This is a genomic window from Microbacterium sp. SL62 (assembly GCF_026672635.1).
GTDB classification, from domain to species: domain Bacteria; phylum Actinomycetota; class Actinomycetes; order Actinomycetales; family Microbacteriaceae; genus Microbacterium; species Microbacterium testaceum_A.
Genome location: NZ_JAPPRM010000001.1, coordinates 1,872,187 through 1,892,197 on the forward strand (window position 1 = coordinate 1,872,187; position 20,011 = coordinate 1,892,197).

The 20,011-nt window shown below is 70.7% G+C and carries 15 protein-coding genes; 3 read left to right on the forward strand and 12 right to left on the reverse strand.

All coding sequences use genetic code 11. The features are described 5' to 3' along the window. Positions 1-30: 30 nt before the first annotated feature. Both secG and OVA26_RS08925 read left to right on the forward strand, forming a co-directional pair. Positions 31-279 carry a preprotein translocase subunit SecG gene (gene secG, locus OVA26_RS08920; protein WP_056232190.1) on the forward strand — a complete coding sequence of 83 codons (249 nt, stop codon included), beginning with the start codon at positions 31-33 and terminating at the stop codon, positions 277-279. Position 280: 1 nt separating this feature from the next. Further along, complete coding sequence (locus OVA26_RS08925) at positions 281-634, forward strand: RNA polymerase-binding protein RbpA (protein WP_055955187.1); 354 nt, start codon at positions 281-283, stop codon at positions 632-634. A gap of 139 nt (positions 635-773) precedes the next feature. Here OVA26_RS08925 and OVA26_RS08930 read toward each other — a convergent pair whose 3' ends face one another. The 5 genes from OVA26_RS08930 to OVA26_RS08950 form a co-directional block, all read right to left on the reverse strand. Continuing rightward, positions 774-1,523, reverse strand: a complete 750-nt coding sequence (locus OVA26_RS08930; protein WP_268103867.1) for a hypothetical protein — start codon at positions 1,521-1,523, stop codon at positions 774-776. Then, positions 1,520-2,971 (reverse strand): polysaccharide deacetylase family protein, encoded by a 1,452-nt coding sequence (locus OVA26_RS08935; RefSeq protein WP_268103868.1) that lies wholly within the window; start codon positions 2,969-2,971, stop codon positions 1,520-1,522. Before OVA26_RS08935 ends, OVA26_RS08930 begins: the two co-directional genes overlap by 4 nt. 80 nt (positions 2,972-3,051) lie before the next feature. After that, positions 3,052-4,866: a glutamine--fructose-6-phosphate transaminase (isomerizing) gene (glmS, locus tag OVA26_RS08940; protein ID WP_268103869.1), complete on the reverse strand. Its 1,815-nt coding sequence runs from the start codon at positions 4,864-4,866 to the stop codon at positions 3,052-3,054. Beyond that, positions 4,866-5,930, reverse strand: a complete 1,065-nt coding sequence (locus OVA26_RS08945) for an NAD-dependent epimerase/dehydratase family protein (RefSeq protein ID WP_268103870.1) — start codon at positions 5,928-5,930, stop codon at positions 4,866-4,868. The genes glmS and OVA26_RS08945 overlap by 1 nt, the downstream gene beginning before the upstream one ends. Further along, positions 5,927-7,258: a nucleotide sugar dehydrogenase gene (locus tag OVA26_RS08950; RefSeq protein WP_268103871.1), complete on the reverse strand. Its 1,332-nt coding sequence runs from the start codon at positions 7,256-7,258 to the stop codon at positions 5,927-5,929. The genes OVA26_RS08945 and OVA26_RS08950 overlap by 4 nt, the downstream gene beginning before the upstream one ends. Before the next feature lie 329 nt (positions 7,259-7,587). On the opposite strand from OVA26_RS08950, the gene OVA26_RS08955 reads away from it, so the two are divergent. Beyond that, positions 7,588-8,922 carry a glycosyltransferase family 2 protein gene (locus OVA26_RS08955; RefSeq protein ID WP_268103872.1) on the forward strand — a complete coding sequence of 445 codons (1,335 nt, stop codon included), beginning with the start codon at positions 7,588-7,590 and terminating at the stop codon, positions 8,920-8,922. Here OVA26_RS08955 and OVA26_RS08960 read toward each other — a convergent pair. From OVA26_RS08960 to tkt, 7 genes are all read right to left on the reverse strand, one after another. Then, positions 8,873-11,416, reverse strand: coding sequence for a helix-turn-helix transcriptional regulator (locus tag OVA26_RS08960; RefSeq protein WP_268103873.1), 2,544 nt, complete (start codon positions 11,414-11,416; stop codon positions 8,873-8,875). The genes OVA26_RS08955 and OVA26_RS08960 overlap by 50 nt on opposite strands. A gap of 254 nt (positions 11,417-11,670) precedes the next feature. Beyond that, a complete protein-coding gene (gene pgl / locus OVA26_RS08965) occupies positions 11,671-12,462 on the reverse strand; it encodes a 6-phosphogluconolactonase (protein ID WP_268103874.1) in 792 nt (263 codons plus the stop codon). Beyond that, complete coding sequence (locus OVA26_RS08970; protein WP_056232163.1) at positions 12,459-13,406, reverse strand: glucose-6-phosphate dehydrogenase assembly protein OpcA; 948 nt, start codon at positions 13,404-13,406, stop codon at positions 12,459-12,461. Before OVA26_RS08970 ends, pgl begins: the two co-directional genes overlap by 4 nt. Then, positions 13,403-14,953, reverse strand: a complete 1,551-nt coding sequence (gene zwf, locus OVA26_RS08975) for a glucose-6-phosphate dehydrogenase (RefSeq protein WP_056232160.1) — start codon at positions 14,951-14,953, stop codon at positions 13,403-13,405. Before zwf ends, OVA26_RS08970 begins: the two co-directional genes overlap by 4 nt. Positions 14,954-14,956: 3 nt before the next feature. After that, a complete protein-coding gene (locus OVA26_RS08980) occupies positions 14,957-16,582 on the reverse strand; it encodes a glucose-6-phosphate isomerase (protein ID WP_268103875.1) in 1,626 nt (541 codons plus the stop codon). Next, positions 16,579-17,700, reverse strand: coding sequence for a transaldolase (gene tal, locus OVA26_RS08985; RefSeq protein WP_268103876.1), 1,122 nt, complete (start codon positions 17,698-17,700; stop codon positions 16,579-16,581). Before tal ends, OVA26_RS08980 begins: the two co-directional genes overlap by 4 nt. Positions 17,701-17,719: 19 nt before the next feature. After that, the gene (gene tkt, locus OVA26_RS08990) at positions 17,720-19,819 is read right to left on the reverse strand and encodes a transketolase (RefSeq protein WP_074694858.1); all 2,100 of its coding nucleotides are present in this window, start codon (positions 19,817-19,819) and stop codon (positions 17,720-17,722) included. Positions 19,820-20,011: the final 192 nt, after the last annotated feature.

Genomic DNA, 20,011 nt, shown 5'->3' on the forward strand with positions numbered 1-20,011 from the left:
CGACCTGATCGCTACGAAAGGCTTTCGACTGTGCAGATTCTCGAGTTCGTCCTGCAGGTGCTTCTGGGTATCACCAGCCTCCTGTTGACCCTGCTCATCCTGCTTCACAAGGGTCGCGGTGGCGGTCTGTCCGACATGTTCGGCGGCGGCATGAGTTCCGCCCTCGGTTCGTCGGGCCTGGCCGAGCGCAACCTCAACCGTTTCACGATCGTGCTCGCGCTGGTGTGGTTCGTCACCATCGTGGGTCTCGGTCTCCTCACCAAGTTCGCGGAGATCTGACATGGCCACTGGCGGCAATGCCATCCGTGGCTCGCGCGTCGGCGCGGGCCCCATGGGCGAGCAGGATCACGGCTTCCACGCCGACCGCGTCGCCGTCTCGTACTGGGACGCCCTCGGCAACGAGACCGTCCGGTATTTCGCCGCGGGCATCCCCGACGACGAGATCCCCGAGACGATCGACTCCCCGCACTCCGGGCTCCCCGCCGGACGCGACAAGGCCAACCCGCCGGCTCTCGCCAAGGCGGAGCCGTATAAGACGCACCTCGCCTACGTGAAGGAGCGCCGCAGCGACGAAGAAGCCGCTTCGCTCCTCGATGACGCTCTGCAGCAGCTGCGCGAGCGTCGCGGACAGTAAGTCCTCACCGCGCGAGAGAGAGAAGGGCCGGATGCCATGGCATCCGGCCCTTCTTCCGTTCCACGCCCAGGTGAGAGGGTGCGGGCACGCCCGGGGAAGGGGACGGGCGCTGGCGCGCGCGTCGGCGGTCGGAGTCTGCTCAGCGGACCGGGGAGTCGGTGACGATCCTCGTCCAGGGGCCCGCGGGGACGTCGGCGTCGTCGACGAAGGCCCAGTCGACGCGGTCGTCCTCCCCGTTGAGATCCGAGAAGCCCAGGCAACCGTTCAGGGCGGGCGAGACGTCGAGGCCCGCGCCGTTGTACCGCGTGTTCGCGGGACGACGGTCGTCGGAGCCGAACACGTAGGCAGCGTCGCGGTACTCGCCGGGCCCCGCGTCCTCGATCTGGCCGTAGCAGACGTGTCCGTCCGTGCGCAGGACCACCCACCGGTTCTTCATGAGGCTCTGCGCGGGGTCGTCGACGGCCGAGGAGTAGGCCGGCTCCTTCGCCCACGGGATGACCGAGCCGCGCGTGGCGAAGCCCTGGTCGTCGTTGACGTCGTCGAACGGCAGGTCGAGGTAGAACGGGTTCTCGCGCGGGGTCATGGCGGTGGGGAAATACCCGGCGTCGGCGGTACGGGCCTCGGTGCGGCAGTCGGTGCCGTCGACGATCCCATCGCACCCGCCGTAGGACCCGAGCCAGTCCGAGTCGTACGTCGAGAGGCGCTGGCTCCCGTCGGAGGCGTTCGGGTCGAACACCTCGCCCACCCAGAAGGTCGTCGCCACGACGTCGGTGTGCCACGGGTACCCGGTGTCGGGGCGCGGCACGGCGGGTGGGGCGCACGCCGACAGGCCGACGGCGGCGACCACCACGAGGGTGATCGCCGCCGCCGGCCGCAGCGTCCGCGTCATCCGGTGACGTCGCTCTCGGTGGGGTGGACCTTCTCCACCGGGCCCTGGGGAGGCGTCGCGGTCATCGGGGCGGACGACGGGGCGGTCACGGTGGCGGGGGCCAGGGACGGGGCACCGGTGCTGTCGTAGAGCTGCAGATCGTCGGTGCGGAGGGCGCCGTTGCCGAAGATCGTCAGCGCGAAACTGATGCCGTTGTAGCCGGCGGGTATCGCGGCCGTCGTCCAGTCGGCCTGCGTCCAGTCGGCGGCCGAGGAGAACCACGGGCTCGAGGTCCAGTACGACCACGAACCGCTCGTCGACCGGAGGTAGACCGCGAACTGCGTCACCCCACTCGACTGGTACCACTCGCGCAGCGTATAGGTTTTGCCCGGTGTCACCGTGGGGGAGCACTGGCCGAGGTCGAACTGCGGGAGGAGTTTGGCATCGCCGTCGACGTACGCGGACATGACGATTCCGCTGGAGACGTTCCCCGTGTGCGCCGGAGAGCCGGTGCTGAACGCGGGGGAGTTGTTGCCGTAACCGCCCCTCATCCAGCAGTCGGGAGCACCGGTCTCCATGCTCGGGTTGACGATGCCGTTGGTCGACCCCGTCACGGCGAGCACCGAGGGGCCGTCGACGACGGGCTTGGCCGTGCCGCCGATGACGTCGCCGATCGTCTTGACCACCGTCCCCGCCGCCTGTCGCGTCTTCAGCCACGAGGTGAACTGACTGAACAACGACGTGGTGACCGCCAGGTCGCTGCACGCGTCGTCGCAGACGTCGTGGAAGGTGTACTGCACCCACCCGCCGCCGTTCTTCTCGGCGTTCGTGACCCCCGCCTTGAGGTCGTCGAGCGTCCAGGTGGCGTCAACCTGGTCGAGGGCCTTGAGCGCGTACTTGTCGGCCGGGCGGGTGGACTCCGCGTAGGCGCAGTCGGGGCAGCCGAAGCGACTGCGGATGTCGCCGAGGAGGCGCCCGCTGCTGTACCCGCAGTTCGCCACGGCCTTCTCGACGGCGGGGGTCGACGACGCGAAGGGGTAGGCGAAACTGCGCACCGTGAAGCCCCACGAGGTGAGGTTCTTGCGGTCGGTGCAGATCTGGCGCGTGGCCTCGTCGACACTGACCTGCGCGAGGTCGGGGTGGTTGACGGTGTGCCCGCCGATCTCGTGACCCGCGTTCTTCAGGTTCGTCAGGTCGGTGCGGGTCATGTGCCCCGCCGCGCCGATGAATCCGGAGTTGATGTAGAACGTCCCCTTCATGCCGTTGGCCTGAAGGGCGGGGAGGGCGTTGAGCTGGTCGGAGTTGGCGTCGTCGAACGTGAGGCTGACGATGGTGCGGGTCGCGGCCTGGGCCGGTGCCGCGGCGGGCGGTGCCGCGGCGATCAGCCCGCCCGCTCCGACGGCGACGGCGGCGAGGACCGCGAGTGCGCGGAGTCGCCGACGCCCGGGGGCGATGTGTCGGTGGATCATGGGGGCGTCCTTTCGGGTGGGGCGGGTCCGTCGGCGGATCCCTGAGTCGTCGGGGCCGAGGACCTGGGAGGCGTGGCCGGTCACGAGACCGTCACCGACTTCGCGAGATTGCGGGGCTTGTCCACGTCGCGGCGCAGGCGCAGGGCGAGCTCGCGAGCGAACATCTGCAGGGGCACCACCGTCTCGAGCGGTCCCCACGAGGGGCCCGTCCGCGGCAGGTGCAGGGGGATGCCGCCGACATTCAGCACGCGTTCTCCCACGCGAAGCACGCGGCCGCCGCGGGCCAGGATCTCGGCGACGTCGACGTCGAGCCGTGGATCGCCGTTGTCGACGACGAACACCGGAGTGCCGGCGTCCACCAGGGCGAGAGGGCCGTGCTTCAGCTCGCCCGCGGGCTGGTGCTCGGTCCACCGGTACGACAGCTCTTTCAGCTTGAGCGCCCCCTCGGCGGCATAGACCAGACCGGAGCCGCGGCCGAGGATGAGGAAGCCGGGGGCGTTGACGAACTCGGCGGCCATCTTCGCCGCGGGGCCGCGCCAGGTGTCGAGAGCGGCCGACAGGGCCTCCGGGGTCGCGGCGAGCGCGCGCAGGTCGCCGTCGAGGGCCATCGCGTCGGCCCGCGACGAGACCGACAACCCCGAGAGGGCGAGGCAGGCACCCGTCAGGACCTGGGCGACGAACGTCTTCGTGGCGGCAACCCCGATCTCGGGACCGGCGAGGCAATCGAGCGTCGCATCCGCGCGACGGGCCAGCGTCGACGACGGGTTGTTCGTCAGGGCCAACACGGTGCGCCCGCGGGCCGGGAGGCCGTCGAGCGCCCGTAGGACGTCGGCCGTCTCACCCGACTGGCTCAGCGCGATCACCAGCGTGCGCGGCTCCCAGACCTCGTGCGCCGCCTCGCTCGCGACGAGCGTGCGGGTGGGGAGGCCGCCGAGGCGGGAGAACACCCCGGCCACCGCACGGCCCGCGTGCAGCGACGTCCCGCACCCGATGACCGTCACCCGATCGACCTCGTCGAGCGGGGGAAGGCCCGCCCCTCGCCACAGGATGCCGTCGGCGATCCCGGGGGTGAGGACCTCGAGCACGCGGCGCGCCACGGCGGGCTGCTCGTCGATCTCATTGCCCATGTGGTCGCGGTGGCGTCCCTTGCTGGACAGGTACGCCGTCTGCGGGACGGGCCACAGTCCGCGCGGGCGACAACTGCCGCCCGCGCGGTGCCACCGCATGCCTCCCGCGTCCACCTCGACCACGTCGTCGTCCTCCAGCACGCGGAACGTCTCGACCACCGGAGTGATCGCACCCACGTCGCTCGCGAAGTAGACCCCCTCTTCGCCCTCAGCGAAGATGAGGGGGGAACCGTGCGCCGTTCCCGCGAGCGATCCCGACCGGCTGTCGAGGGCGACGATCGCCCACGACCCCTCGAGGCGCGTGACGATGTCGGCGAGGGCGTCGCCGAGCCCCACCCCGGGGCGTAACGCCTGCTCGAGCAGGTGGACGATCACCTCGCTGTCGACGTCGGTGGCGAACCGGTGCCCGTCGGCGACGAGCTGCGCCCGCAGCAGATCGGCGTTCTCGATGATCCCGTTGTGCACCAGGAACAACCGACCGCTGCAGTCCTCGATCGGGTGGGCGTTGCGCTCGCTGACCCCGCCGTGGGTGGCCCAGCGGGTGTGACCGATCGCTGAGGTCGTGGCATCCGTCCCCGATTCGCCCGAACGCACTGCGTCGGTGAGGGATGCCACGCCGTTCAGGGTGCGCACGTGCAGGGCCGTGCCGTCGACGTACCGCGCGGCGATGCCCGCGGAGTCGTAGCCCCGGTACTCCAGACGCTCGAGGGCGCTGCGGGCGCGCGAGGCGGCGGACGTCGGACCGCGGTACGCGGTGATGCCGCACATCAGAGGACCCCGCGGAAAGCGCCCGCGCCGGCCAGCGGCATGGCGTCGGAGCCGAGGCGTTCGCGCGAGAGCAGGTCGGCGGCGACTCGCATGATCGTCGAGGTCAGCGAGGTGTGCGGCTCGTAGCCCACGAGGTCGTGCGCCTTGGTGTTGTCGGGGACGCGGCGCCGCATGTCCTCGAAGCCGGGGGCGTACGCCTGCTCGTAGGGGACGAGCTCGATCGTGCTCCGACTGTCGAGGGTGCGGATGATCTCGGTCGCGAGCTCGAAGATCGAGATCTCGCGCGCGCCGCCCAGGTTGTAAGCCTGACCCCGTGCGCGCGGGTCCCTCTCGATGAGCACCATCGCGGGCACGACGTCCTCGACCGCGGAGAAGCAGCGCGTCTGCTGGCCGTCGCCGAACACGGTGAGGGGAGCGCCACGCAGGGCCTGCCCCACGAGGTTGGGCAGCACCATGCCGTAGCGACCGGTCTGGCGGGGCCCGACGGTGTTGAACAGGCGGACGATCGAGACGTCGAGGCCCTCCTGATCGCAGTAGGCCTTGGCGAAGGCCTCGTCGATGCCCTTCGCCCCCGCATAGGTCCAACGGGAGAGCAGCGGGTCGCCGAGGACGCGGTCGGAGTCTTCGCGCAGGCGATCGGCGGTGTTCTTGCCGTACACCTCGCTCGTGGACACCATGAGCACCGAGGCCTGGTGCTCGATGGCCGCCGTCAGCACGTTCTCGGTGCCGTGGATGTTGATGCGCAGACCCCGCAGGGGCTGCTCCACGATGAGCTTCACCCCCACGGCCGCGGCCAGGTGGAACACGCGGTCGCATCCCTGCATCGCCGCGCCCACCGTCTTGGTGTTGAGGATCGATCCGTGGATCATCTCGAGGCGGGGGTTGTCGGCGACGCCCGCGAGGTTGCGTGCCGAGCCGGTCGAGAGGTCGTCGAGGACGACGACCTCGTCACCCAGGGTCAGCAGGTGCTCGACGAGGTGGCTGCCGACGAACCCTGCGCCCCCGGTGACCAGCGTGCGAGTCCGAGGCGAGGCGGAGCCCGGGTAGACCGTCACGCCGCTCACAGGAGCACCCGCCCCGCGATGTCGGCGCTGCGGTAGGTGCCGTCGACGACGACCGCGTCGCCGTCGAGCCAGCCCAGGTCGGCGTCGTGGTGGCGGGTGTGCACGAGCACGATGTCGGGATGGAAGGCCGCCGGGTCGGGCAGCGAATCGCGTTCCCGCCCGGAATCGAGGCGGATGTGCGGGGCGTGGGTGTCGACGTACTGCACCTCGGCGCCCACGTCGATCAGGTGGTCGATGATCTCGAGGGCGGGGGATTCGCGCAGGTCGGCGACGTCGGGCTTGTAGGTGACGCCGACGACGAGCACGCGGGCTCCGAGAGTGCCCTTGCCGGCGCGTCCGAGGACATCGCGGATGCGGTCGACGACACGGCGAGGGCGGGCGGCGATGCGCGTCATGGCCTCGGTGATGACGCCCGCGTCGACGTGCAGCGCCTTGAGCTGCCAGAGCAGGTAGTGCGGGTCGCACGGGATGCAGTGTCCGCCGACGCCGGGGCCGGGGTAGAACGCCATGAAGCCGTAGGGCTTGGTGCTTGCGGCCTCGATCACCTCGGTGACGGGGACGTCGAGGGCACCGCAGATGTCGGCGAACTCGTTGGCGAGGGCGATGTTGACGGCGCGGAAGGTGTTCTCGAGCAGCTTCGTCATCTCGGCGGTGGCGAGACTCGACACCCGGTGCACGCGCGCCGCGTAGCGGGCGAGCAGGCGCGCGCCCTCTTCTTCGCACTGCGCGGTGGCTCCGCCGACCACGCGGGGGACGATCTCCTGGGCGAAGCCCACGTTGCCGGGGTCGATGCGTTCGGCGCTGAAGGTGACGAAGACGTCGCGTCCGATCTGCATCCCGCGCTTGCGGAGCGGCTTCTCGACGAGGTCGTGGGTGCAGCCGACGTACGTGGTCGAGGTGAGCATGACGAGCTGCCCGGGCCGGACGGCGGCGACGACGGTGGCGCACGCCGCCCGGAGCGCGGTGAGGTCCGGGACCTGCTGGTGGTCGACGGGCGTGGGGACGCACACGACGATCGCGGCCGCGCGGCCGAGCTCGGAGGTGTCGCTGGTGAGCCGGAAGCCCGCCGGTGCGTGCAGGGCGGTCTCGAGGCGCTCCCGGTCGGAGTCGATGAGGTCGGCGCTGCGCGCGGCGATGTCGCGCAGGCGGCGCGGCGAGACGTCGAGGGCGAGAACGCGCGACCCGCTGGCGTGATAGGCCAGGGCGGTCGGCAGGCCCACGTACCCGAGTCCGACGATGGCGACGTCGAAGTCGAACGTCCGCGTCGGGGCGGGAGCCGGGGGCCGCGGCGTGGTCATCACGTCGGCCCAGACATCGAGAGTGGACATCTTCATCCTCCAAGGCAGGGTCCGAGGGGGCGGCGGGGGAAATGCAGCGCCCCCTCGGACGATTTCGGGTGGTGGGACGGCGTCCGATCGGGTATCGACGCTGATCCGGGAATCACAGTGCGTCGTCGGCGCGGGTCGGGTCAAGCAATCGCGGACGATCCTGCGGGGTCCCGCTCCCCGCATCGCGATCTGCGGGAAACCGCAACCGCAACTGCGGGTCGAGGCGGCCTCGACGAGCGCCGGGTCACGTACGGTCGCCTTCGATGCGTCATCCGGTCGCCCGATCCGGAGGCGCGACCCGAACCCTCGACCCGAAGAGGTGGGATGCCATGACCCCTGCACTCGTCGTGCTCGTCGCGGTGTGCACGATCGGCGTCTCGACGCTCGTGTGGGGCACGGCGGCGGTGTGCCGTCTCGTCGCCGAGCGTCGACCGTCCGCCGCGCTGCTGAACCCGTCGATGTACTTCCGCAGCGCCGAGGTGGCGATCCTCATCGCGGCGCACGACGAGGAGCTCGTGATCGCCGACGCCGTGCGTGCGGCGCGCCGGCTCGTGCCCGCGGGCAACGTGTTCGTCGTGTCGGACGGCTCCCGCGACGACACCGTCGAACGGGCGCGGGCCGCCGGTGCCGAGGCGTGGGACCTCACACCGAATCGGGGGAAGGCGGGCGCCATCCGGGCGGGTCTCGACCACTTCCGGATCCCGGAGCGGTTCCCCCTGCTCCTCCTGCTCGACGCGGACTCCCGGCCCCGCCCCGACTACCTGCGTACCGCGCTTCCGCAGTTCACGGACGACGGTGTCGTCGCTGTGGCCGGTCGGGCGACCACGTCGGCGGATTCTCCGCCCACGGGCGTGGGGCGCCTACTCACCTCGTATCGCGAGCGCACCTACGTGTGCACGCAGTACCTGCACAAGTTCGGGCAGGCGGCGCGGGGAGCGGATGCCGTGGCGATCGTGCCCGGGTTCGCCAGCCTGTACCGCACCGAGGTGCTGGATCGCATCGACATCGACGCCCCCGGGCTGTCGATCGAGGACTTCAACATGACCTTCGAGGTCCACGCCAAGAGGCTCGGGCGGATCGCCTTCCACCCGGAGTGCGCCGTCGCCGAGACACAGGATCCCGCGGTGCTGCGCGACTACTCGGCGCAAGTCCGGCGCTGGAGCCTGGGGTTCTGGCAGACGGTGCGCCGCCACGGACCCCATCCGGGTCTCTTCTGGTCAGCGGTCGGCGTCTTCGCGATCGAGACGGTGGTGTCGAGCCTGGTCCTGGTGGCGATGCTTCCGCTCCTGGTCGTCGGAGCTGTGGCGGCGGTGGTCGCGGCGACCACCGACGGTGCCGCAGCGGCGACGGCGGCCGGGGTGGCCGCGGCCCTTCCGGTGCTTCCCCTGGCCGCGGGGTTCCTGATCGTCGACCTCGTCATGAGCGCGTTCACCTGTGCGGTGTCGCGCACGCGCCCGCATCCCCGGATGCTCGTGTTCCCTCTCCTGCGGGTGTGGGATGCGACCCTGTGCCTGCGCGCCCTCGTCGCCGCGCTCGGGCGCCCGTCCGACGGGCGCTGGCGCAGCCCCGATCGCCGGATGTCGCAGCCGTCGCCCGAACCGGCGACCGCTCCGCTCAGCTCGCCGCTCCGCGAAGGTGGGCCACGAGCTGTACCCGTGAGGTGATGCCGAGTTTGCGGTAGATGCCGGTCAGGCGCAGCTCGACCGTGCGGAGCGAGATGAACAGGGCCGCCGCGATTTCGCGGTTGCGCAGCCCGCGCTCGACGAGGGCGACGACCTCCCGTTCGTGGCCGGTGAGTTCTCGCGCGTTCCGACCCGGTCGGGGGCTCGGGACGACGTCGCCACCGATCGCGCGGACGGCCGACACGCGGACGTCCGGCAGGCACCGTTCCTCCGCCCGGCGGAGGCGTTCCCGCTCGAGAGGGGAGTCGTCGCCGCGGAAGAGCGTTTCCGCGTCACGGAAGGCCGCCGCGCCCTCGCGGGCGGACCGGCAGACGGCCCGCGAGCGCGCGAGGGCGAGGTGGGTCCATCTTCTCTTTGAATCGGCGGCCGCGCGCTCGAGGCGTTGCAGTTCTTCGCGGGCCTCGTCGTGTCGAGCGTCGAGCCAGAGGGCTTCGATGAGGTCGGCGTCGAGACGCATCACGGCGGGGTCGTCGTCGGCGTGGAGGGCGCGGGCTTCGCGCAGGTGCAGGATGGCCTCGGTGTACAGCCCCTCGCCGAGGGCGAGGGCCCCCTCGATCGCCGCGAACCACGGCGTCAGGGTACTCGCGCCTTCGCGACGGGCTCGTTCCCGCCCCTGCTCCATGAGATCGGCGGCACCGGTGGGCGGTTCGTGCATCGCCGCCTCGGCGGCCAGGATGAGCGTGCTGGCGGCGTCGGTGCTGCGTCCCGGGATCCACTCGCGCTGCCACGCGACGACGGCGTCGCGCGCGGCGATCGGGTCTCCGGCACGGACCTCGACCGTGACGAGCTGACGCAGAAGGTGCTCTCGCCACATCGGCGCGTGTCGCGGGGAACGGTCGAGCTCGGCGCGGATGATCCGTCGGGCCGTGCTGTAGTCCTCGCGCAGCAGGGTGAGCCCCGCGTACAGCAGGGCGTGGTGGATCTGGACGTCGTCGCCGTCGTCTTCGAGACGGATGGCCGCCGCGGCGTGGGAGCGCCCGCCCATTTCTTCGGCGATACCGGCGAGCAGCGCCGTCTGGGTGGACGCGACGCCGAGCTTCACGGCGAGGGCGATCCTTTCGACGGCCAGGTCGACCTCGCCGCGGTGCAGGTGCAGGCAGGCGCTCTCGCAGAGAAGCCTCTCGGATGCCGCGGCCTCGGCGCCCACGAGCGGATCGACCTGATCGAGCACGCTGTCGTCGACCGTGTGATCCACCGCCGCGACCGCGCGGAGGCGGGCGATCGCGGCGCGCGTGCGGGTCGCGGGATCGGCGCTCACCCCGGCCCGTCGGAGGTAGTGCTGACCGAGGAGGTCGTGCCCGCCGAGCACGAGCGCCTCGCCGAGGTCGACGAGGAGCTCGCAGCGACGCGATTCGTCGATCTCGCCGGCCAAGGCCCGCTCGGCGAACTCGACGGCGGCCGTGGTCTCGGCGTCGCGGGCCAGCCGGATGGCACCCTCGAGGAGTGCGCCGCGATCGGCGGCCGGGTCGAGGAAGCTCTCGTGCCAGCGTCGCGTCGCCGGGTACGTGCCGGCGTGGTCGGCCGCTCCCCGTGCGTGCAGGGCGCGACGCTCCTCCGGGGTCAGTCCGGCGTGCAGGCGCAGTCGGCGAGCCGGGTCGGCGATGCGGGCGAGACCGCCGTGGACGGAGACGATGCCGTGGTCGAGCAGATCGTCGATGTCGACGTCGTGCTCGCCGGCGGTGGCGCGCAGCCGGTCGAGGCCGTACACGGGACCCACGGCGAGCAGATCGAGCACGTGCGCCCAGCGCGGGTCGATGACGCGGCACTCCCGCTGCTGCCGCCGGTGGGGTCGCTGCTCGCGCACGCGTAGCGGAACGCTGAGCGGCTCGTCGCCGTTGGCCTCGGCGGGGGTGAGGCGCAACCCCACCAGCACGCCGGGATCGCCGGCGGCGAGGTCGGCCACGATCCGCAGCACGGCGCGGTCGGCACCCGCCCCGAGGACGGTCCGCGCGAGATCGACGGACTCGTCGAACGACAGCCGCTGGATACGGGTCTGCAGCATTCCGGCGAAGTCGTGGCGTCCCTCGAACGAGCCGCTCGTGGCGATGACGCTGACACCGGTGCCGCGGAGGCGTCCGAAGACGTACGACAGCACGGTGATGCTCGCGCTGTCCATCTCATCGAGGTCGTCGACGACGACGACGCACGGATCGGCTCGCAGCAGGTGCAGGGTGCGACTGATCTCCTCGGCGAGGAGGTGCTCCGGCCAGTCACCGCCGCGGGACAGGACGCTGTCGACCGCATCTCGTCGCCCGTCGTCGAGCGCCGCCACCACCGCGGTCACGCCCGAGAGCGGCCACATGCGCTCGCTCGGACTGGCCGTGACCACCACGGCGTCGTGGCGCGCGGCGACCTCGCGTGCCAGGGCGGACTTGCCCGACCCGCTTTCACCGACGAACAAACCCGCGGAGCCGCTGCCCGAACCGATCAGGTTCGCGGCGACGTGCAACTCTCGATCTCGACCGACAAATGGCATCCGAACGCTCCCTACTGCGTCGGCCGTTCGTCGCGGATCGACCCTCACGGATCGAGCCTCGCCGAACGGACCAGGATGCCCCCCACGAAGAGAGTAAATCGGCGCCACGCGGAAGACAATGGGTGGAAGTCCCCTACAGACGTGCGCGGACAACGCAGAGGACCGGATGCCGTGTGGCATCCGGTCCTCCGGCTCGAACGTGTGAACTCGAGGCGCGTGCAGGGGACAGTCCCCGTCGGGCGAGCTCCCGCTCCTCAGTACTCGCGGTCGATGAGCTGCGGCGGAACCTGATCGGCCGCGACCTCGTCGACGAAGAACGCCGTGCGACGGCGGCCCTTCGCCCCGGCCGCGGGAACGCTCTGATAGCTCGCACCGGCGAGGGCGAGACCCAGGGCGGCGGCCTTGTCGGCGCCCGCGACGACCATCCACACGCGCTTCGACGAGTTGATGACCGGCCGCGTCAGCGAGACGCGGTCGCTCGGGGGCTTGGGGGAGTTGCGTACCGGGACGGTGGCCCGATCGGTCACCGAGATCTCGGGACGATCGGGAAACAGCGAGGCGATGTGCGCGTCGGGTCCGACCCCGAGGAAGCAGATGTCGAAAGCGGGCCAGGGTCCCGTCTCGCTGCGGTCCGAGGGAGCGAACTGCGCCAGCTCGTCGGCGTACGCGATTGCCGCGGCATCGAGGTCGAGACCGTCCTCGCTCGAGGCGACGGTGTGGATGTTCTCGGCCGGGATGTCGAGGTGGTCGAGGAACGCCTCGCGGGCCTGCTTCTCGTTGCGGTCGTCCGAGTCGCGCGGAACGAACCGCTCGTCGCCGAACCAGAAGTGCACGAGCGACCAGTCGACCTCGTGGACCCGCGCGTCCTTCGCCGCGGTGCGCAGCACCGCTCCGCCCATCGTGCCCCCGGTGAGGCACACGTGCATGCGCTTGCCCTCGGCGACCCGCTTGACGATGCGGTTCACGAAGCGCGTGGCGACGTACGAGGCGAGGGTCTCGGCATCCGGCTTGATGATGACCTGTTTGACCGAGCCGTTGTCGGTCATGCGTCGTCCCGCTCGCTCGCGGCGAGCAGCAGGTCGTGCCCCTCGGTGATCACGCGACCGTAGAGGAGGTCGGGGTCGAGGCGGCGCAGCTCCTCGGCGAGGCACTCGCGCAACGTACGGCGCGGGAACGCCAGGTCGTGGGTGGGCTGACCGGGCTGCGTGAGCACCGCGACCCCCGCCTCGGGCCGTTCGAGCAGCGTGTCGCCGCTCGGACGGGTGAGACGCACCGACTTGATGCCGCTCGCCCACTCCTCGGCCGGCAGGTAGGCGTAGTCGACGGGAGCCTCGAGCTTCATCCCCAACCAGGCCGCCAGCAGGGCGGTGGAGGGGGAGTCGGCGGCACCGCGGACCTCGATCGCGGTGACGGGCTCGTACGGGGGCTGATCGAGCACGGCCGCGAGCTGCTCGCGCCAACGCGTCACACGGGTCCACGCGAAGTCCGTGTCACCGGGGGAGTAGTGCTCGCCGAGTCGGGCGACCCAGGCGGCCGGGTCGGCCTGCGACGACGCATCGGTGATGCGACGCTGCGCGATCCGACCGATCGCGGAGTGCGAGGGGTCCTCGGGCGCGTCGGCCGGCCACCAGGCCACGACCGGGGCGTCGGGGAGCAGCAGGCCGGTCACGAGGCTCTCGGCGTTCGAGCCCGCGGCGCCGTGGGCGCGCAGCACCACGACCTCGCTCGCGCCGGCGTCGCCGCCCACGCGGATCTGGGCGTCGAGGCGGGGCTCGTCGTCGTCGTCGCCGAACAGCACGGCGATGACGCGCATCGGGTGCTCGCGGGAGGCGTCATTGGCCGCTTCGATGACCTCTTCTTCGGCGCCGTGGTGCGTGACGATGATGAGCGTCAGCACGCGGCCGAGGGCGACGGCGCCGCCCTCTTCGCGCACGCTGACGAGCTTCTTCGAGATGGCGCTGACGGTGGTGTCGGGCAGATCGATGATCACGGGCGTCTCCAGGTGCGACCGTCGCGGGCGAGGAGTTCGTCGGCGGATGCCGGACCCCACGAACCGGGCGAATACTGTTCGAGCGGACCGCCCTGGGCGGACCAGAACTCCTCGATCGGGTCGAGGATCTTCCAGCTGAGCTCCACCTCTTCGTGCCGGGGGAACAGCGGCGGATCGCCCAGCAGGACGTCGAGGATGAGGCGCTCGTAGGCCTCGGGGCTCGCCTCGGTGAAGGCGTGCCCGTAGCCGAAGTCCATCGTGACGTCGCGCACCTGGGTGCCGTCGCCGGGGACCTTCGATCCGAAGCGGATCGTCACGCCCTCGTCGGGCTGGACGCGGATGACGAGGGCGTTCTGCCCCAGCTCCTGCGTCTGACTCTGCGAGAACAGCTGCTGCGGCGCGCGCTTGAACACCACGGCGACCTCGGTCACGCGGCGACCCAGACGCTTTCCGCTGCGGACGTAGAAGGGGACCCCCGACCAGCGGCGGGTGTTGATCTCGAGCTTGATCGCCGCGTACGTCTCGGTGACCGACTCGGGGTTCATGCCGTCTTCCTCGAGGAAGCCGAGCACCTGCTCGCCGCCCTGCCAGCCGCCGGCGTACTGACCGCGAGCGGTCGCCTCGGCGAGGTTCTCGGGCACGCGGACCGCGGCCAGGACCTTCTCTTTCTCGGCGCGCAGGTCGGCGGCGTTGAAGCTGATGGGCTCTTCCATCGCCGTGAGCGCGAGCAGCTGCAGCAGGTGGTTCTGGATCACGTCGCGCGCCGCGCCGATGCCGTCGTAGTACCCGGCGCGACCACCGACGCCGATGTCCTCGGCCATGGTGATCTGCACGTGATCGACGTAGTTGCGGTTCCAGATCGGCTCGTACAGCTCGTTCGCGAAGCGGAGCGCGAGGATGTTCTGCACCGTCTCTTTACCGAGGTAGTGGTCGATGCGGAAGATCGCGTCGGCGGGGAATGCGCTCTCGACGACCTCGTTCAGCTCGCGCGCCGAGGCGAGGTCGTGACCGAACGGCTTCTCGATGACGACGCGGCGCCAGCCCGAGGTCTTCGTCTCGTCGTCGCCCACGAGACCCGACGCCTTCAGCTGGGTGGTGACCAGCGGGAAGGCCTTCGGCGGGATCGAGAGGTAGTAGGCGTGGTTGCCCATCGTGCCGCGCTCGGTGTCGAGCTTGTCGACGGTCTCGCGCAGACGACCGAACGCCTCGGGGTCGTCGAACTCGCCCTGGACGAAGCGGATGCCCTCGAGGAGCTCCTTCCACGTCTCCTCGCGGAACTCCGTACGGGCGTACTTCTTCACCGACTCGTACACGACCTCGGCGAAGTCCTGGTCCTCCCAGTCGCGGCGCGCGAAGCCCACGAGCGCGAAGCCCGGGGGCAGCAGGCCGCGGTTGGCGAGGTCGTAGACCGCCGGCATGAGTTTCTTGCGCGAGAGGTCGCCGGTGACGCCGAAGATCACGAGGGCGCTGGGCCCCGCGATCCGGCTCAGACGGCGATCCTCGGGATCGCGCAACGGATTGTGACCCGGAGTGATCTCTACGACCATGCTTTACTGCGCCGCCTCGAAGAGTGAGAGCACGTCGACCTGCGGGTCGGTCAGCGTCAGCGTGACGACGGGACGGCCGTGGCCCTCCGCCAGCACGCTCGCGTCGCCCGCGGCCTGTGCCTGGATGAGTTGTCCGAACGTGAACGGTCGACCGGGGATCTCGAGGTCGACATCGGTGCGTTCGATGATCTGGAGGAACACGCCGCTGGCGGGTCCTCCCTCGTGGAACTGTCCGGTGGAGTGCAGGAACCGCGGTCCCCAGCCGAACGTGGTGGGGCGACCCGAGTCGGCCGCCACGAGTTCGCGGAGTCCCGCGAGCTGCGCCAGCTCGAGACGGTTCACGTACGCCTGGACGCTGACGTAGCCATCGGCCGGGACCGTCCGCCACAGCGCTTCCAGGACGCCCGCGACCGTGCCGCTCCCCGCGAGGGCGGGGTCGGACACGCGCACCTCGACGCCGCGGTCGACGAAGACCGGGGCGGTGTGAGCGGGCTGCGCGTCGAGCAGGCCGCGCGTCGCCTCTTTCGCCGACTCGACGTCGGGCTGATCGAAGGGATCGATCCCGAGCAGTCGGCCGGCGATCGCGGTGGCGTACTCCCACACGACGAACTGCGCGCCGAGCGAACCGCTCATGAGCACCTCGCCGGTGTGCCGCTCGAACAGGTGGAATGCCTCGGCGTCATCGACGAACCGCACGACCTGCAGGTCGTCGGGCTTCGTCTCGAGCTCGGGCGACACGGGGAGCAGGACGACGGGCAGGATGCCGTTGCCCTCCTTCCCGGTCGATTCGGCGACGAGCTGCTCGATCCAGTCGGGTAGGCCGATGATGTGGGTGCCGTCGGTGACCAGACCGAGCTTGTCGCGGCGGTGTGCCCCGCCGCCCGCGATCGCCGCGGCGAGCACGAGGGCCGGGTTCTCGGGGGAGTCGATCGCGACCTCGAGCAGAGTGGCATCCGCCTCGTCGAGGAGGTCCTCGATGTCGACGCCGGCAAGGCCCGTGGGGACGAGCCCGAACGCCGTGAGCGCCGAGTAGCGTCCGCCCACGGTCGGATCGGCGGTGAACACCCGGTAGCCGTCGGCGCGAGCCGACTGCTCGAGCGGCGAGCCGGGGTCGGTGACCACCACGATGCGACCGGCGGGGTCGATGCCGAGGTCGCGGAAGGCGGCCTCGAAGGCCCGCTTGGCGGAGTCGGTCTCGATGGTCGAGCCCGACTTGCTCGAGACCACCAGCACGGTCTGCTCGAGACCGCCGGACTCGGCGTCGCCGTCGATCGCGGCGAGCACCTGGCCCGGAGCGGTCGAGTCGAGGATGACGAGCGGCACGCCCGCCGACTGCGCGATGACCTCGGGAGCGAGCGAGGATCCGCCCATTCCGGCGAGGACGACGCGGGTCACGCCCTGCGCGACGAGTTCGTCGCGCAGGGCCGTGATCTCGGCCACGAGCGGGCGCGAGACGGTGACCGCCCGCACCCACCCGAGTCGACGCGACGCCTCGTCCTCGGCCGCCGCGCCCCACAGGGTGGGGTCGGCCGCCGTGATCCCCGACGCGATGAGCGAGCCGGTCAGGCCCGGCAGCTCCGCGTCGACGACCGACTTGACGTGGCCGGTGACCTTGACGGCGAGAGTCACTGCGCGGCCTGGGCGCTTCCGGCCTGCAGCGCGGTCTTCACGGTGTCCTGCAGCTCGTGCCACGAGGCGATGAACTTCTCGACTCCCTCGTCTTCGAGCACCTGCGTCGCGTCGGCGACGTCGACGCCGGCCGCGGCCAGGCGGTCGAACACCTCGTGCGCCTCGGCGTAGGCACCGGTGACCGTGTCGCCCTCGATCACACCGTGATCGAAGGTGGCCTCGAGCGTCTTCTCCGGCATGGTGTTCACGGTGCCGGGGGCGACGAGCTCGGTGACGTAGAGCGTGTCGGGCAGCGCCGGGTCTTTCACACCGGTCGAGGCCCAGAGCGGACGCTGCACGGTGGCGCCGGCATCCAGCAGCTTCTTGGCGCGGTCCTCCGCGAACTTCTTCTCGAACAGCTCGTACGCCAGGCGGGCGTTGGCGATGCCCGCCTTGCCCTTGAGGGCTGCGGCCTCGTCGGTGCCGATCGCGGCGAGACGCTTGTCGATCTCGGTGTCGACGCGCGACACGAAGAACGACGCCACCGACTGCAGGGTCGAGATGTCGTGACCGGCGGCCTGCGCCTTCTCGACACCGGCGAGGTAGGCGTCGATGACCTCTTCGTAGCGCTCGAGGCTGAAGATGAGCGTGACGTTGACCGAGATGCCGGCGCCTATGACCTCGGTGATGGCAGGCAGGCCCGCCTTGGTGGCGGGGATCTTGATCAGCACGTTCTTGCGGTTGACACGGGCCGAGAGGCCCTTCGCCTGGGCGATGGTGCCCTCGGTGTCGTGGGCGAGATCGGGCGAGACCTCGATCGACACGCGACCGTCGACGCCATTCGTGGCCTCGAAGACCGGCAGGAAGATGTCGCACGCGTCGCGCACGTCGTCGGTCGTGATCGAGAAGATCGCCTCGTCGATGCTGGCGTCGGCGGCCGCCAGCTCCTTGACCTGACCCTCGTATGCCTCGCCCTTCGACAGGGCGCCGGCGAAGATGGTCGGGTTCGTGGTGACACCCGAGACGTTGCGCGACTCGATGAGCTCGGCGAGGTTGCCGGACTGGATGCGCTGACGCGACAGGTCGTCCAGCCAGATGCTGACGCCGGCGGCCGAGAGGTCTGCGGTGGGAGTGCTCATGGTTCTGGTTCTCCTCTGATTACTTCTTCGCGGCGGCCAGCGACTCGTGCGCGGCCTCGACGACGTGCTCGGTGGTGATGCCGAACTTCTGGAAAAGGGTCTTGTAGTCGGCCGACGCTCCGAAGTGGTCGATCGCGACGGAGCGGCCGGCGTCGCCGACGATGCCCGCCCAGCTGAGCGCGGAACCGGCTTCGACCGACACGCGGGCCTTGACCGACGACGGCAGCACCGACTCGCGGTACGCCTCGTCCTGCTCGGCGAACCACTCGAGCGAGGGGGCCGACACGACGCGGGCGTGCACGCCTTCGGCGGCGAGCTTCTCGCGCGCCTCGACGGCCAGCTGCACCTCGGAGCCGGTGGCGATCAGAATCACGTCGGGCTCGCCGTTCTTGGCCTCGGCCAGCACGTACGCTCCCTTGACCGCGCCTTCGGCGGAGGCGAACTCGTCTCCGGATGCCGCCCCCTCGCCGCGGGCGAAGACGGGAATGTTCTGGCGGGTCAGGGCGATGCCGGCGGGACCGGCGGTGCGGCGCAGCATCTCGAGCCAGACGACGCTGGTCTCGTTGGCATCCGCCGGGCGCACGAGGGCGAAGTTGGGGATGGCGCGGAGCGTGGCGATCTGCTCGATCGGCTGGTGCGTGGGGCCGTCCTCGCCGAGGGCGACGGAGTCGTGCGTCCAGACGAAGATCGTGGGAATGTTCATCAGGGCGGCCAGACGCACGGGCGGGCGCATGTAGTCGCTGAAGATGAGGAACGTACCGCCGAAGGGGCGCGTGGGGCCGTGCAGCACGATGCCGTTGAGGATCGCACCCATGGCGTGCTCGCGGATGCCGAAGTGGAGCACACGACCGTAGGGGTCGCCCGACCACTCGTGCGTCGACCAGCTGGCGGGGATGAAGGACTTGGCATCCTTGATCGTCGTCAGGTTGGACTCGGCGAGGTCGGCCGAACCGCCCCAGAGCTCGGGGAGCTCGGCGGCCAGGGCGTTGATGACCGTGCCGCTGGCGGCGCGGGTCGAGACGTCCTTGCCCGCTTCGAAGGCGGGGAGCGCGTCGGCGATGCCCTCGGGGAGCTCGCGCGCCTGCAGGCGGTCCCACAGCTGCTTGCGCTCGGGGTGGGCTTCGGCCCACGCGTCGAACTTCTGCTGCCAGGCGGCCTTCTCGGCCTCGCCGCGCTCGACGAGCTTGCGCGTGTGGGCGATGACGTCGTCGGCGACGGCGAAGTGCTGCTCGGGGTCGAAGCCGAGCACCTCCTTCGTGGCCTTCAGCTCGTCGGCGCCGAGGGCCGAGCCGTGGATCTTGCCGGAGTTCTGCTTGCCGGGGGAGGGCCAGCCGATGATCGTCTTGAGGACGATGAGCGAGGGCTTGCTCGTCTCGCCCTTCGCGCGCTCGATCGCGGCGTGGAGTTCGGCGACGTCTTCGACGTACTCGCCGGTCTTCTTCCAGTCGACCGTCTGCACGTGCCAGCCGTAGGCCTCGTAACGCTTCTGGACGTCCTCGGTGAAGGCGACGTTGGTGTCGTCCTCGATCGAGATCTGGTTGGAGTCGTAGATGGCGATGAGGTTGCCGAGCTCCTGGTGGCCGGCCAGCGAGGAGGCCTCGCTGGTCACGCCCTCCTGCAGGTCGCCGTCGCCGGCGATCACGTAGACGTAGTGGTCGAAGGGGCTCTCGCCGGCCGGCGACTCCGGGTCGAACAGGCCGCGCTCGTAGCGGGCGGCGTAGGCGAAGCCGACGGACGAGGCGAGGCCCTGGCCGAGGGGGCCGGTGGTGATCTCGACACCGTCGGTGTGGCCGTACTCGGGGTGACCGGGGGTCAGCGAGCCCCAGGTGCGCAGCGCCTCGAGGTCCTTCTTCTCGAGGCCGAAGCCGCCGAGGTAGAGCTGGACGTACTGCGTCAGCGAGGAGTGACCGACCGACAGGATGAAGCGGTCGCGGCCCGGCCAGTGCGTGTCGGCGGGATCGTGGCGCATGACGCGCTGGTAGAGCAGGTAGGCCGCGGGTGCGAGCGACATCGCGGTTCCGGGGTGGCCGTTGCCCACCTTCTCGACGGCATCCGCCGCGAGGATGCGGGCGGTGTCCACCGCGCGCCGATCGATGTCATCCCATTCGAAGTCCGACAACTGGGTCGCCTTTCTCGATACTGAGCGCCCGGGTTCACTTCCGACGCCGCACTCACCACCGTAGGAGTGGGAGAGGGGTGGGGTGTCGGCGCGGGGCGCGCGTTCATCGCCAGCATAGCGAGAACGCCGGTGCAGGTTGCGGTGCGTGACGGGGCTCGACAGACGGCCGGTCGTGTGGTGGAGATGGCATAG